Genomic DNA, 14,679 nt, shown 5'->3' with positions numbered 1-14,679 from the left:
CTGGGTGTGCATTGTGGACAATCCTGCGGACGCCGTCCTGTTCCCCGGCATGGGCCCGGCCCGTGCCGCGGAGCTGGGCCGGTTCCTCGTCGTCGACCCCCGGGCGCGGCGCCTGCTCGGCGTGGCCGAGCGGGCGCTCGGCCGATCCCTGCTGGACCCGCTCGCCCGTGAGGGTGAGGAGTACACCGAGCACACCCAGATCGCCTTCGTGCTCGCGTCGCTGGCGCTGGCCGAGCGGGCCGAGGCCGAGCACGGCCTGACCCCGGTCGCCGTCGGCGGCGCGAGCTTCGGGCAGCGCGCCGCCGTCGTCCGCGGCGGCGCGCTGGCCCTGGACGACCTGGTCCGGCTCGTCGACGCCGTCGCCCGCGTCGAACGCTCGTATTTCACGACAGCACACCAGGACCTGGTGAGCCAGTTCGTCTACCGCACCCCGGAACCGGCGCTCGGCGAGCTTCTCGACGGGATCGACCACGAGCGTTCCGGGCGGTTCGACGACGAGGTCCACCTGGTGACGCTGCGCGAGTCCACTTTGGACGAGTTCGTCCGGCGGGTCCGGGCGGCGGGCGGGTACGCGCTCACGACCATGCGGCCCGCGGCGCACGCCCGGGCGCTCGGCGGGCTGCGCGACCGGCTCGCGGAAGAAGTCTTCGGCAGCTTCGGGTTCTCCGACCCGGCGCTGCCGATCGTGTCCGATCAGGACGGAGAGCCGGTCCGGACCGGCGACGAAGCGGCGTCGCTCCTGCTGGAGTCGACGGTCGACGCGGTGCGGCTGCCCGAGCTGGTCCACCGGTTCGCCCGGCTCGGCGTCGGCCGGGTACTCGTCGCCGGTCCGGACCACCTGCTGCACCGGCTGCCGGGGCTGAAGGCGGCGTTCACCCTGGTGCGCGCCGACGTCAAGGACGTGCTGAAACCGCGGCGCCGGCCGAGGCTGGCGGTGGCCGCGTGAAGACCCGCGACTTCGCCACGATCATGGTGTCCTGCCTGGCGCAGCTGATGGTCGCGATCGACATGACCGTGCTGCACCTGGCCGTGCCGGCGCTGACCACCCAGCTCGGCGCGTCGGCCGAGGAGCTGCTGTGGATCGCCGACGTCTACGGGTTCGCCATGGGCGGGCTCCTGGTGACCATGGGCAACCTCGGCGACCGGTTCGGCCGGCGGCGGGTGCTCGTCGTCGGCGTCACGGCGTTCGCCGTCGGGTCGCTGCTGGCCGCCTACGCCCCGACCGCCGAGCTGCTGATCGCCGCCCGCGCGGTGCTCGGCGTCGCCGGCGCGGCCGTGCTGCCGTCGACGACTTCCCTGCTGCGCGCGGTGTTCACGACGCAACGGGCACGAACGGCGGCCGTCGGAGCAGGGGCCGGGGTGTCGGCGGCCGGGTTCGCGATCGGCCCGATCGTCGGCGGTGTGCTGCTGGACCACTTCTGGTGGGGTTCGGTGTTCCTGGTCAACATCCCGGTCGCCGTGCTGATCCTCGTCGCCGCCCGGCTGGTGCCGGAATCCCGTTCCGGCGGCCGGTTGCGACTCGACGCGCTCAGCGTGGCGCTGTCGATCGTCGGGCTGGTCGCGGTGGTGTACGCGCTCAAGGGCGCGTTCTACGCCGGGATCTGGTACCCGGAGGTGCTCGGTGCGTTCGCGGTCGGCGGCGTCTCGCTGTACCTGTTCGCCCGCAGGCAGCGGCGGCTGGCGCAACCGTTGATCGACCTGGACCTGTTCCGGAGCCGCGGGTTCTCGGCGTCGGTCGGGTCGAACCTGGTGTCGGTGTTCACGATGTCGGCGTTCGCGCTGATCAGCAGCCAGTACTTCCAGCTCGTGCTGGGCTGGAGCCCGCTGCGCTCGGGGCTGGCGTTCGTGCCGGGCGCGGTCGCCGCGCTCGTCGCGGGCGGAATCCTGGCGGCCAAGGCGGTCCGCCGGTTCGGTCGCGCGCCGACGGTGTCGGGCGGCCTCGCCCTGGCTGCAGTGGGGTTCGGGCTGTTCGGCGGGGTGGACACGGATTCGCCGTACGTGCTGGTGCTGGCCGCGCAGGTCGCGTTCGGCGCGGGTGCCGGGCTCACCCTGACGGTCACCGGCGACACGATCCTCGGCACAGTCCCCCGCGACCGCGCCGGCGCGGCGGCGGCGATCTCCGCGACGGCGTACGAACTGGGTGGCTCCCTGGGCATCGCGGTGGTCGGCAGCGTGCTGTCGGCGGTCTACCACGCCGAACTGGCCCTCCCGCCCGGCGTGCCCCCAGCGCTGGCGGCCCAGGTCCACGAGTCGTTCAGCGCCACGGCGGCAGTCGCGGCGGGCCTCCCGGAACCGGTCGCGAGCGCCGTCCGGCTGGCGGCGGAGGAGTCCTTCGTCGGCGGCATCCGCACGAGCATGCTGGGCAGCGCGGCGGTGATGACGATCCTGGCGGTGGTCGCGTTGCGCAGCCTGCGCGGGGTGCCAAAGGTGATCGAGACGGACGTCCCGGCCCCCGACCCCGACCCCGCCGCCGAGGCGCGCACCTGAAGTCCGTGAATGGCCCATTGAGGGACTTAGAGTCCCTCAATGGGCCATTCACGGCTTGGGACGGGACCAGCGGCCGGACCATTGCTCGGCGCCGTAGGCCTCGAAGCGCTCCACCTCGGTGAAGCCCAGCTTCTCCAGCAGGCGCATCGACGCCTTGTTGGCCGTCTGGGTCACCACGGTCATGGGCTCGCCGGGGCAGGCGGTGGCGAACCAGTCGAGGACCGCCGCGCACGCTTCCGTGGCGTAGCCGTGTCCCCAGGCCGTCGGCAGGAACAGGTAGCCGAGCTGACGCACGTCCTCGGGCCGGTCGAGGGTGATCACGCCGATGGCCGAGCCGTCCCGCTCCACCACGAACAGGCCGAACCGGCGGCCGGGTGTCTCGGCGACCGTGCGTTCCAGCTCTTCACGCGACTGGGGGCCGCCGATGTAGGTGCCCACCTCCGGTGAGGAAAAGAGCTCGATCAACCCCGCGCGGTCGCGGGCCTCCGATTCGCGCAGCACCAGCCGCTCGGTCCGGATCGGGGCGGGTGGCCAGCCGGGTTCGGTCATGTCCGGCAACCTACGACAGGTACTCCCCGGTCAGGATCGCGGCCGCCAGTTCCACGCGGGAGCCGTAGCCGATCCGGGAGAACATGCGGGTCAACCGGCCTTCCACGCTCTTCTCGCTCGCGTCCAGCACCTTGGCCAGCTGCCGGTTCGTCAGCCCCTCCGCGACCAGGATCGCCAGCAGCCGCTCGTTCTCCGACGTCGTCTCCGCGCGACCCGGGCCAGGGAATCCGTTGTCCCGCAACAGCTTCCGCAGCCGGGCCCGCCAGAACCACGCGCCCACCTCGCCGTAGAGCTCGTAGGCCTCGGTCCACGACCGCTCCGGCTCGTGCCCGGCGAGGCCGGCCCACAGGAACGCCATCGCCGTCTCGTACGGGACGTCGCGGCGCTCACGGGCGATCGCGACCGCGCGGCGGGCGGCGGCCGGGTCTCGGTAGACCGCCGCGCGGGCCAGGTGGTGGCACAGGTGCGCGCGGGCGGTGTCGAGCCGCATCGCCGTGCGCGCCGAGCGGTTGACCCAGTGCTCCGCCTCGCGCCGGTTCTTCCGCAGCAACGCCGAGCGCGCCAGGTCGGCCCACAGGTCTTCGGTGCCCAGGAGGTAGCCGCCGCGGTCGGCGCTGCGCGCGGCCGAGAACAGCAGCCCGTCGGCGCCCTCGTCGTCGCCGAGCTTGCGCAGCACGGTGAACTCCGCGTGGTCGACGACGTGGGACATCGGCAGGTCCCGCCCCTCGGCGGCCAGCGACCGGGCCCGCGCCAGCCAGCCCTGCGCGCCGAGGATCCGGATCGCGCCGTGCATCATCATGTTGTGCATCGGCCGCGCGGGATCGGTGCCCTCCAGCAGCGTCCGGCGGGCCAGCTCCATCGCCTCCGGCCAGTCGCCGCCGAGGTAGCTCAGCGCGAACCGGTCCGGGCCGCTCAGCTGCTCGACGGTGACACCGGCGTCGAGCATCCGCCGTTGCGTGTGCTGCAGCTCCCCCAGCTGCAGCAGCATGTCCACCTCGAACCGGCGCTGCTCGAACCGGTGGTTCGGCAGGTGCCCCGACCGCCACAGCTCCGGGTGCGCCACCAGCGCGAACAACTGGGACGAGTCGCCGAGCACGACCCCGCAGCCGGCCAGGAACATCGTGCCGAAGTCCGCGGTCACGGTGTTGCCGCCGCTCCAGACCTCGCGCTCGCTCTCCAGGAGCCCGCGCGCCTCGGGCCAGTGCCCGCTCATCATCAGCGCGAACGCGCGGTTGATCACCGCCAGCCCCGGGTCGTCCGGCAGCACCGGGGACACCCCGGCGGCGATCTCGGCCAGCTCGCCGAGCTCCCCGCGGGCGGTGAGCCCGGTGATGAACACGATCGACAGCTCCTGCGCCTGGGCGGGCGACAGGTGCGCGACGTGGTCGCGCAGCACCTGCCGGGCGCACTCCCCCGCCTCGGCCTGCCGCAGGTGCAGCGCCCTCGCTCCGCTGAGCAGCAGCAACGCGCCCGCGCGCTCCTCCGGCGTCGTCACGCGGGACACCGCCGCGCTGAGCCAGCGTTCCGCCTTGGCGCCGTCGGTGAGCAGGACGCGGCGGCCATGCTCCAGCAGCTCCTTCGCCGCGCGCCGGGCGTCGACGAGGGCCCCGGCCTGCGCGACGCGGTCGAGCACGAAGTCGTCGTCGGGGGCGACGACTTCGCCGTCCCACACGGCGTGGACCGCCCGCGCGGCCAGGCTGCGCCAGGCGTAGGGCCCGAGCCGGGACAGCAGGGCGTCGCGGACGGCCGGGACGCGGAACCGGACGCCGTGGTCGCGCCGCCGCACCAGGGCGCGCCGCGCGACGAGCCGGTCGAGGGCCGAGGCGACCACGGCCTCGTCCCGGCCGAGGGCGGACGCGGCCAGCGCGGGCGCGTCGGCGCCGAGCGGGGCGAGCACCGCCATCGCCTCGGCCACCTCGCGGACGCCGTCGCCGGCCTCGGTCACCGCCCGCAGCAGCGGGTGGTCCGCGGTGGCCACCGGCGGCTCGACCCAGCCCGCGCGGTAGGCCGTGCGGTCCACGATCCGCATCGCCCCGGCCGCGCGGTAGCCGCGGACGAGCGCGGTCAGCGCGGCCGGATTGCCCCGGGCCGCCGCGTGCAGCTCGCCGGTCAGCTCGGCGTTCGGCCGGGCCGAGACCAGCCCGGCCAGCAGGGACCGGGACTGGGCCAGGGAAAGCGGCCGCAGCAGCCGCAGCCGGGCGCGGCCTTCGGCCTGCAGCCGGGCGAACGTCGCGCGCAGGGCGGCGCCGCCGGGCAGGTCGTCACCGGCGCCGATCCGCAGGGTGGCCACGACGCTGGTCCGCGAGTCCCCCGAGCAGTGGTGCACCAGGGAAACCCAGCAGGAAAGCGGTTTCTTCGTCGATCCACTGCGCGTCGTCGACCAGCAGCACCAGCGGGCTCCGGGCGCGCAGCAGCGGGAAGACGGCCTTGGCGACCCTCGCCGCGGTCTCCGGGCTGCGCGGCGGGGCCGTGCCGAGCCGCCCGATCAGCGCCCGCAGCGGCTGCCCAGCCGGGTCGTCCGCCCGGCCCGGCTCGAGCTGGTTGAGCAGCCGGAACACCGCCCCGTACGGCAGTTCGCGGTCGAGCTCGGCCAGCCGCAGGACGAGCACGGTCGCGGACCCGGCCAGCTCCCCGGCCAGCCGGTCGAGCACCGTGCTGCGCCCGCTGCCGGGCTCGCCCGCGACCACCGTCAGCGGTGCGGTGCCGAGCCACGCGTCGTCCCGCAGGACCCCGACCTCTTCGGCGCGGGCGTCCGCCCGCAGCCCGCTCCCAGCGCCCATGGCCCCAGTGGACCAGCTCTCGCACACGCGCTGTTTCTCCCGATCGCTCGACCGGGTGTGCCGGGGCAACAACGATGCCTGAAGGTGACCGGCCGCCGGGGGCCCGCTGGACGAAGCGGACACCCGCCGCCACGCTCGGGGTGAGGGGATGTGATCCGCCGCCCGTGCCGGCGCGAGGAGGGAAATGGGAGCGACGGCCGTCTCGAACGCCGGACCGGACGACGCCCACGCGGCCCTCGACCGGCTCCTTTCCGGCCCCGGCGCGGTCTGGGTCGTGCAGGGTCCGGCCGGCAGCGGCCGCAGCACGGCGCTGGCCGCCATGGCCCAGCGCGGCCGCCGCTCCGGCGCCGCCGTGCTGCCCGTGCCCGCCGGCACCGAACCGGGCGCCGTCCTGCTCCGGCTGGCGACCCAGCTGGCCGAGCTGATCACCGCGCTGGACCGGACGGAACTGGTCAGCATGCTCAGCGCCGTCGCGTGGCTGCGCACCCGGCTGGACGCCGGCACCGGCGGCGGCCCGCTGACGGTGGCCCACGACCTGGTCACCGTCCTCGCCACGCTCGCCCCGCGCAGCCGGATCGTGCTGCAGTTCGACGACTTCGACCTGGTCCCGCCGGACGTCGCCGCGGTGCTCACCCTGGTCGCCGAAGGCGCCCGAGCGTCCGGGACGGTCACCGTCGCGACCGCGCTCGGCCCGGACGCGGCCGGCAGGCTCGTCCGCAAGCTGCTCGCGATCGCCGACGGCACCGTCGAGCTCCGGCCGCTGACCGAAGCCGAGACGACCGGGCTGCTGCCGTCCTGGACCACGCCCGCCGGGCGGACGACGAGCGATCCCGGGCTCGTCACGGCGCTGCGCACCGCGCTCGGCCCGCTGTTCGGCAACCCGGGCACGGTCCGCGCCACCGTCGCCGACCTGCGGGCCCGCGGCCGGCTCGCGGTCGTCGACGAGCACGTCTGCCTGGCCGGCACCGGGCTGCCGATCGTGCTGCCCGCCAGTCATCCGCTGTCCCTGCGGCTGGGGCGGCTCGGGCCGGCCGCCCGGCGGCTGGCCGCCGTCGTCGCGGTGCTGGGCGAGCGGGACACTCCCTCGATCGACGCGCTGCCCGGCCTCGCGGCGTCGGCCGGGCTGACGCTGCCGGCCGCCGGGCACGGCCTGGACGAGCTGGTGCGGGCCGGGATCCTGCACCTCGGCCGCGAAGGCGCGGTGGAGTTCACGGTGCCGGCGCTGGCCGACCGCCTGCGGCTGGAGCACGGGGCGCGCTGGCGCGACGTGCTGCACCGCGGGATCACCCGGCGGACGTCCGTCGGTACGGCGGAGATCGCCCGGCACCTGGCCGAGCTGCCGCCGTCGCCGCCGGACGCCGAGGCGGCCGCGGCACTGCTCGCCGAGGCCGCTTCGGCGGAAACCGACCTGCCGACGGCCTGCCGCTACCGGGTGACGGCGTTGCGGCTGCTCGAACCGGCGGACGAGCGATTCCCCGGTGTGCTGCGGGCCCTGCTCGCGGACGGCCTCGCGGCCGGCGGGTACGGCGTGCTCGCCGACGCCCTCGCCACCGTCGTCCTGCCGCGGCTCGGCGAAGCCCGGCTGACCGAGCGCCTGTCCGCGACCACGCTCGTGTGCTGGCTGGCCGCCCTCGCGCACGAACAGCGGCTGGTCGAACTCGACGTCGTGCGCCCGCTGGCCGCTCTGGTCGCCGAGGCGGGACCGCTGCTCGACGCCGTCCGCGGGGCCGACCGGACGGCCACCGCGTCGGCGGTGGCGGAGTTCGCGCGCGCCTGCGGTGCCGAGGACGACGACCTGCTCTCCCTCGGCGCCGGGATCCTGCTGGGCGCCCTGCCCGGCGACGGCTCCCGGCTCGACTCGGCGTGGCCGGTGCTGGCCGGGGTGCCGCCGCGCGAGGACGTCTCCGAAGCCGCCGACGTCCTCGATTCGGTGAGCGTGCTGCAGGTCGTGCTGCCTGGGCGCTACCGGCCGCCGTCGACCGGGTTCACGGCCGGCTGGCACGCCGTCCGGCAGGCCTACCGCGACGGCGAATGGGACACCGCGCTGTCGCTGGCGCGGCGGCTCGAAGGTGAGCGCCTCTGGTGGGAACCGCCGCGGCGGCACCGGTTCGCGAGTGTGCTCGCCGCCGAGATCTGCGCCCAGCGCGACGAGCCGGACCGGGCCGCGGACTGGTTGCGGCGGCTGCCTTTCCAGACGTCGGCGGGCGCCTACGTCGCCTGGGTCCGGTGCCGGCTGCGGCTGTCGGCGGGCCAGCACGCCGAGGCCGTGGAACGCGGTTGGCAGGACTACGTGGCCTGCCGCGAACGCGGAGCGCGCGCGGGCCTGGAACGCTTGCTGGGCCGGCTGTTGCGGGCCGCGCGGGAGCAGGCCGACGCGCCGGCCGCGGACCGGTTGCTGGCCGAGCTGGAGGGCCTCGCCGTCCGCCGCCCGACGGTGCCGGTGCGGGAGGCGTCGCTGGTGTACGGCGGTCTCGCGCGCGGCGACCTGGAGTCGGTGCGGGCGGGCGTCGAGCTGGCCCGCCAGTCCGGTGACGCGTTCCGGGTCGCCGAGGCGTGCGCGGCGTTCGGCGAGCTGAGCCCGGTGCCCGGGCCGTGGCTGCTGGAAGCGCACCGGACGCTGAAACGGCTGGACGCGGTCGCGACGCTGGCGTCGGTGGAGGACCTGCTGGACCGCCGCCGGATCACCGTCCCGCCGGACCGGGCGGACCGCACCGGGCTCGATCCGCTGGAGCGCCACATCGCCGGCCTGGTCGCGAGCGGCCGCACGAACCGCCAGATCGCGGCGGCGCTGAGGGTGAGCGAGAAGCGCGTCGAGGCGCGGTTGACGTCGTTGTTCGAGCGCACGGGCTGCCAGTCCCGGGTGGAGCTGGCGGCGGCCTGGCTGCAGGGCCGCCTGGGCACCGCGGCGGCGGTCTGACGGTCCCGGGGTCAGCCCGCGCGGTGGCCGCGCATCGCCGCGGCCAGTTGTGCCCGGCCCGTGATGCCCAGCTTGCGGTACGAGCTGGTCAGGTGCTTCTCCACCGCCCGCACCGTGACCTCCAGCAGCTCCGCGATGTCCCGGTTGCGACGCCCCGACACCGCCAGCTCCACCACCCGCTGCTCGGTCGCCGTCAGCGGGCCGCCGTCGGAAGAGTCGGCTGGTTCCGCGGCGGACCCGGACAGCCAGTGCGCGCCGCACGCCGCCGCCAGGCGGCGGCCTTCCTCGAGGTTCTCCGGCGCGTCCGGGCCGGTGTCGCGTTCGCCGAGCAGGATCAGCGTGCGGGCCAGTTCGAGCCGGTCTCCCGAGCGAGACAGCGCTTCCACGGCCTCGCGCAGCAGCGGCACCGCGTCCTCGTCGCGGTCGAGCAATGTCGCACGGACCCGCAAGGCGCGTCCCACGGCGGCCGGCGCGCCCCACGCCAGGGCCCGCGACGCTTCGTCCTGCGCGACCGCCTCGGCCCGCACGGGGTCGTCGGTCGCCGCCAGCAGCAGGGCGATGCGGCCGCGCAGGGGCAGCAGGACGCCGTTGACGCGCCCGGAGCGTTCCAGCTGGTGCGCGCAGTCCAGGAAGTACTCGGTCGCGGCCGTGTGGTTGGCCTCGGTCAGCGCCAGCGCGCCGTGGGCCAGCGACCGCAGCCACGGCTCGTGCTCCGGCTCCAGGTGGTCGACGACCAGCCGCGCCAGCGCCGGATCCCGTTGCTCCACGGCGATTTCCGCCAGCACCCGCATCGCCGTCGAGGTGATGCCGATCCGGCTGGGCCCGGCCGAGGCCAGCACCGCCTGCGCCCGCTCGCGGGCCACGCCGAGCTGTCCCGACGCGGCGGCCACCACGGCCTGTCCCGTCCAGGCGACCAGCGTCGGCAGGTCCGGGTCGGCGGCCGGGCCGCAGGCCGCGGCGAGCCACGACTCGACGCCTTCGAGCGCGTCGGCGGCCACCAGCACCAGCACCGTCAGCGGCAGCGTGGTGTACATCTGGTTCGGCGAACCGGGTTCCCGCTCCAGCACCTGCCGCGCGATGTCCACAATGGACTCCCGCGGCGCGGCGTCGGCGACGGTCGCCAGGTACAGCAGGACCGCCACCAGCTCCCGCTGGGCCGGCGACCCGTGCGCCGGCGCGTCGCCCAGCTCGGCCAGCCGCTTCGCCGCGTCGACCCCCGATCCCGGCACGCCCCGCTCCAGGTACCGCAGCCGGGCCTCCAGCCGCATCGCCGCTTCGGCCGCGTCCGGCTCCGGGTCGCTCCGCAGCTGGGCGAGCACCTGCCGGACCTGGCGGATGTCGGGGGCGAACCGGGCGCCGGTCACCACCGGCAGCAGGCCGAGCGCGAACGCGCGGTCCGCCGGGTCCCGCAGCAGGCCCAGCGCCTGGTGCAGGTGCCGGTGCGCGGCGGCCAGGTCGTACCCGCGTTCGACGGCGGCGAGGTCGACGAGCAGCTCGGCGCGGTCGGCGCCCGGGTGGGCCAGCGCGTGGCGCAGGTACTGCGCCGCGGTGCGCGGCTCGGCGTTCGTCAGCGCGGCACCGGCCGCGGTCCGCAGCACCTCCGCGGCCCACGGCTCGGGTTCGGCGACGGTCGCCAGCAGCTGCCGCCCGATCTGCTCGACGGGGCGGCCGTACCGGTAGAAGACGTTCGCCGCGCGCAGGTGCAGCCGGTCCTGCTCCCCCGCGGTCAGCTGGTCGGCGACGAGGTCGCCGACCATGGCGCCGGCGAACCGCAGCAGCCCGCCGGCCGGGTCCTCGACGAGCCCAAGCCGTCGCAGCGCCCGTGCCACCGCGTCGAAGTCCGGCAGGTCGAGGCCGGCCACCTCGGCGACGACGTCGGCCTCGGTCGCCTCGCCGAGCGCGGCCATCGCGTTCGCCACCGCGCCGACCGCGGCCGGCTGCGCGCGCAGGCACCGGGCCAGCCGGGCCGCGGCGGGTGACGGCCGCAGCGCGGCGAGATCGGCCGCGGCCGCGGCGATCGGGTGCAGGCCGTGCCCGAGCATCGTGTTGACCAGTGCGTCCAGCAGCATCGGCGAACCGCCGGTGCGGGTGTGGCAGGCGTCGGCGAACTCGTCCTCGGGCGGGACACCGCAGCGCGCGGCCAGGTAGGCCCGCACCCCGGCGGCCGAGAGCGGGGCGGCGTGCACCGTGCGCGCCGCGGTGTGGGCGATGTCCTTGACCACGACGTCGTCCGCGGCGTTGTCACCCTCCAGCAGCGTCGCCACGACGAGGACCCGCAGCCCGCCCATCCGGTTGGCCAGGTAGGCGAGCCACCGCAGCGACGCCGCGTCGGCCCACTGCAGGTCGTCGACGAGCAGCGCCACCGGGCCGGTGTCGTGGACGACCTCTGTGAACAGCTCCAGCAGCTCGTGCAGCACGAGGTGCGCGCGCCGCGGGTCGGGCGGCGCGGGCGGGTGGTCGAGGTCCGGCCGCACCTCGGCGGGCAGCTCCCGGCGGCGCCCGGCCTCCAGTAGCGGTTCCAGCAGCAGCCAGACGACGCCGTGCGCGACCTGGCGTTCCAGCGGCGTCGCGACCGCCCTCACGACACGCAAACCGCGCGCCGCGGCCTCTTCACCCGCCGCGTGCAGCAGGGCGGAGCGGCCGGTGCCGAGCCCGCCGCGGACGACGACGAACTCCCCCGCCCCGCCGCGCACCCGGGCGACCGCGGCGGCGAGCGCGGCCAGCTGGTCCGCGCGCTCGATCATCATGACGACGGATCAGAGCTCCTTGTCCAGCGCGGCGAACAGCTCGCGCAGCTCGGTCCGCCCGGTCACCTCGAGCTGCCGGTAGATCGCGGTCAGCCGCAGCTCGACGGCGCGCTTGCTGATCTCGAGCTCGGCCGCCAGCTCGGCGTTGGACGCGTCGGCCAGCACGCGGCGCACGAGGTCGGCCGCCTTCGGGGAGAGCGCCCGCCAGCGCCGGGACGCCGTGCGGTGCGACGTCAGCGGCTTCGGCCGTTCGGAAAGGCGTTTGCCCAGGTCGGCGAGGCGGGCGGTCGCCCAGCCGAGCTGGTAGGCCGTGGCCAGCCGCTCGGCCTCGCGCAGCAGGCGCGCGACGCCACCGGTCTGGCCGCGGTTGAGCTGCGCGGCGGCGAGCAGCAGCTGCGCCTCGACGTAGAGGACGCGGGCCGGGGACTGCTGGAGCGCGTTGACCGCCTGGGTCAGCCGGAACACCGCGTCCTCGGACCGGACCGCGACCCCGGCGCCCAGGTGGGTCCGCCCGATCGCGGTGCGCGTGCCCCAGGCCTGCGCCAGCTGCCACTCCTCGCTGATCATCGCGGCGGCGGTGTGCTCGTCGCCCAGTGCCTGGGCCGCGATCGCGACGTGCGAGCGCCACGGCACCAGGCCGGGGTTCGTCCAGCCGACGGCGTTCATCCGCCGGCCGCACTCCTGGAACAGGCCCAGCGCGCGCTGGTGGCGTTTCAGGTCGAGCTCCAGGAGCCCGCGCATGAACAGCAGGTACGGCGAGGAGAACCGCAGGCTGCCGTCGGCGGCCGCCGCGTCGACGGCGCGCTGGGCGGCCGCGAGGTCCCCGCGGGTGAGCGCGGCGGCGATCGCGACGGTGCTGAGCGAACCGGCCACGGTCGGCGGCCAGCCACCCGGCGGACCGGCCGCGGTGGCCTCGGCCAGCGCCTCTTCGGCGTCCTGGACGCGGCCGCGCTGCAAGTGGATCCAGGCGCGGCCGGTCAGCGCCAGCGCGACGGGGACCCGGGCCCCGGCCGCGCTGGCGTCGGCCATCACCCCGTCGTAGACGGAAAGGGCCTCCAGGACGTCGTCGGTCTGGGCGAGGGTGGCGGCCAGCGCGAGTCTCGGCGAGTACAGGGAAATCCGCTCGTGCGGCGACTCGCAGGCCCGGCGGGCCAGGCGCCGGGCCGCCTTGGCGTCCCGGCAGGCCATCGTCGTCAGCCACGACGCCGCGGCCGCCTGCGCCGGGCTCATGGCGCCCGGATCGACGTCCGCGACGGCCGGAACGCCGAGGGTGGCGGCGCCGCTGCCGGTCCCTTCGGCCAGCCAGTGCAGCGCCGCGAGGTCCGCGCGGTCGCGGTCGCCGAGCCCCGCGCCGCTCAGCCCGGCCAGCTCGCGCAGCGCGTCGTCCTTGGCACCCCGCTGCATCATCAGGTCCACTGCGGACAGTCGCGTTCGGACGGACTCGCCGTCGGCCGACACCCGGGTCGCGCGGGCCAGCCGCAGGTCGCCGGTGAAGTGGCACGACGACGCCTCGACCGTCTCGAGCTCGAGACGCAGCCGCGCCGACGTCCCGGCCGGCACCGGCTCGGCCAGCGCCCGGCGGTAGTAGCGCGCCGCACCGGCGTGGTCCCCGGCTTCGCGGCGGCGCAACGCGGCCGCGCGCAACGTCTCCAGCGCCCAGGCCTCGCCGACCGGCTCCGAGCCGAGCAGCAGCCCGGCGACGTCCTCTTCGGGAGCGGCCCGGCGGTGCCCGAGCTCGGCGGCGCGGCGGCGCGTCGCGGCCCGCTCGGCCGGGCCGGTCACGGCCAGCACCCAGGTGGCGACCTGGGGGTTCATCGGCTCGGCGGGGTCGGTGCCGACCAGGCCGGAGTCGGCCAGCACGCGCAACGCGCGGCTCAGCGGCATGCCGAGCGGGCCGGCGAGCGGCCGCAGGCAGGCCTCGTCGAGGGTGCCGACCGCGGCGATCGTCCGCACCAGCGCGGCGAGGTCGGCCGGCAGCCGGGCGAGCAGGTCCAGCACGACGTCACGCCGGACGTCCGCGGTGATCGCGTCGATCTCCGGCCCGGGACCGGCGGCCGCGCGGGCGAGCACCTCGGTCAGCAGCGCGGGGTTGCCGCGGGTGGCCTCGTACACCTCGGTGACGGGCGGGCGCGGTGCCGGCCCGGCGTGCACCACCCGGCGGACAGCGGCCTCGCTCAGCGGGCGCAGCCGCACGACGTGCCGGTTCTCCCAGGGCAGGCCACCCACCGGCTCCTCGCCGTCGGAGCCGGCGGGCCCGGAGTGGGCGGCGAGCAGCAGCACGGGATCGTGCCCGCGACGCCGTTGCAGCGCGGCCAGCCAGGCAGCGGACTCCTCGTCGGCGAGAGTGAGATCGTCGACGACGAGCAGCACCGGCCGCCGCCGCGCCGATTCCAGGAGCCGCTGGCAGAGCAGTTCGTGCAGCACGGGCACGTCGGGCCCGCCTTCGAGCGCGGCGCGCAGCCACGGGAGGTCCGCGAGCTCCGGCACCGGGGTGAGCAGCTGGGAGAGCAGGCCGTAAGGCAGGTCGGCCTCAGTGGCCGACCCCCGGGCGGCGAACACCTGCAGCCCTCGTTCGGCGGCCCGCGCGGCGATTTCGCCGAGCAGCGCGGTCCGCCCGCTCCCGGCGGGCCCGAGGACAAGAGCCGACCCGGCGCGGCCGCGCTCGAGGTCCGCGAGGAGGCTGGTGAGCAGCCGCAGCTCGGTTTCCCGTTCGACGAGCTGCTCACCGCCTTCGGCCTCGATCCGCCGCACGGCGCTCACCGTGCACCCCCGGGAATGCGGGGAAACCCGTTCTGCCGCGGGAACAACCGGCTTGGGGCGGACTCTTCGACCGGAACCTGTTCACCCACAAGGTAAAATGCTTCGCGCTTCCGCCCACGAGTCGGCTCGGCGGGGCGCCGAGCAACGCAAGCCCACCTGCGCCGCCGGACACAAGGCACCTCACCCGGCACAGCGAGCCGCCGAACCGCGTTCGCCGAGCCTCCACCGAGAGCGAGCCCTCCGACGGCAACCTCTTCCACTGCCACACAAACCGACCCGCGCCTCCACCCACGAGCCACCTCCGCGGGGCGCCGAGCAACGCAAGCCCACCTGCGCCGCCGAACACAAGGCACCTCACCCGGCACAGCGAGCCGCCGAACCGCGTTCGCCGAGCCTCCACCGAGAGCGAGCCCTCCGACGGCAACCTCTTCCACTGCCA

The 14,679-nt window shown here is 75.9% G+C and carries 8 protein-coding genes; 3 read left to right on the top strand and 5 right to left on the bottom strand.

Annotated elements, in window-relative coordinates; genetic code table 11:
* Positions 1-13: 13 nt before the first annotated feature.
* Together ACIOD2_RS42030 and ACIOD2_RS42025 are read left to right on the top strand one after the other, a co-directional pair.
* A complete protein-coding gene (locus ACIOD2_RS42030) occupies positions 14-946 on the top strand; it encodes an ACP S-malonyltransferase (RefSeq protein WP_400550967.1) in 933 nt (310 codons plus the stop codon).
* Between the two features lie 23 nt (positions 947-969).
* Positions 970-2,487, top strand: a complete 1,518-nt coding sequence (locus ACIOD2_RS42025; protein ID WP_400551614.1) for an MFS transporter — start codon at positions 970-972, stop codon at positions 2,485-2,487.
* Positions 2,488-2,535: 48 nt separating this feature from the next.
* On the opposite strand, the gene ACIOD2_RS42020 is transcribed toward ACIOD2_RS42025, so the two are convergent.
* The 3 genes from ACIOD2_RS42020 to ACIOD2_RS42010 are packed head-to-tail and all read right to left on the bottom strand — an operon-like array spanning position 2,536 to position 5,816.
* Positions 2,536-3,036: a GNAT family N-acetyltransferase gene (locus tag ACIOD2_RS42020; protein ID WP_400550966.1), complete on the bottom strand. Its 501-nt coding sequence runs from the start codon at positions 3,034-3,036 to the stop codon at positions 2,536-2,538.
* 10 nt (positions 3,037-3,046) lie between these two features.
* A complete protein-coding gene (locus ACIOD2_RS42015) occupies positions 3,047-5,326 on the bottom strand; it encodes a LuxR C-terminal-related transcriptional regulator (protein WP_400550965.1) in 2,280 nt (759 codons plus the stop codon).
* Entirely contained in the window at positions 5,298-5,816 is a 519-nt protein-coding gene (locus ACIOD2_RS42010; RefSeq protein WP_400550964.1) for an ATP-binding protein, read from the bottom strand. Before ACIOD2_RS42010 ends, ACIOD2_RS42015 begins: the two co-directional genes overlap by 29 nt.
* A 184-nt stretch (positions 5,817-6,000) precedes the next feature.
* Between ACIOD2_RS42010 and ACIOD2_RS42005 the strand changes: the two genes are divergently transcribed.
* On the top strand, positions 6,001-8,733 hold the full coding sequence (locus tag ACIOD2_RS42005) for a LuxR C-terminal-related transcriptional regulator (protein WP_400550963.1): 2,733 nt from the start codon (positions 6,001-6,003) through the stop codon (positions 8,731-8,733).
* Positions 8,734-8,744: 11 nt separating this feature from the next.
* Here ACIOD2_RS42005 and ACIOD2_RS42000 read toward each other — a convergent pair whose 3' ends face one another.
* A complete protein-coding gene (locus tag ACIOD2_RS42000) occupies positions 8,745-11,480 on the bottom strand; it encodes an AAA family ATPase (RefSeq protein ID WP_400550962.1) in 2,736 nt (911 codons plus the stop codon).
* Between the two features lie 9 nt (positions 11,481-11,489).
* The gene (locus ACIOD2_RS41995) at positions 11,490-14,240 is read right to left on the bottom strand and encodes an AAA family ATPase (RefSeq protein WP_400550961.1); all 2,751 of its coding nucleotides are present in this window, start codon (positions 14,238-14,240) and stop codon (positions 11,490-11,492) included.
* Positions 14,241-14,679: the final 439 nt, after the last annotated feature.

Source organism: Amycolatopsis sp. NPDC088138, assembly GCF_044741685.1.
In the GTDB taxonomy this organism is placed as follows: Bacteria; Actinomycetota; Actinomycetes; order Mycobacteriales; family Pseudonocardiaceae; genus Amycolatopsis.
This window is presented reverse-complemented; position numbering and strand designations above follow the sequence as displayed.

Coding starts and splice junctions, on each gene's coding strand:
- ACIOD2_RS42010 (WP_400550964.1), bottom strand. CDS start 5,816: ATGGGCGCTGGGAGCGGGCTGCGGGCGGACGCCCGCGCCGAAGAGGTC.
- ACIOD2_RS42025 (WP_400551614.1), top strand. CDS start 970: ATGGTGTCCTGCCTGGCGCAGCTGATGGTCGCGATCGACATGACCGTG.
- ACIOD2_RS42020 (WP_400550966.1), bottom strand. CDS start 3,036: ATGACCGAACCCGGCTGGCCACCCGCCCCGATCCGGACCGAGCGGCTG.
- ACIOD2_RS42005 (WP_400550963.1), top strand. CDS start 6,001: ATGGGAGCGACGGCCGTCTCGAACGCCGGACCGGACGACGCCCACGCG.
- ACIOD2_RS42000 (WP_400550962.1), bottom strand. CDS start 11,480: ATGATGATCGAGCGCGCGGACCAGCTGGCCGCGCTCGCCGCCGCGGTC.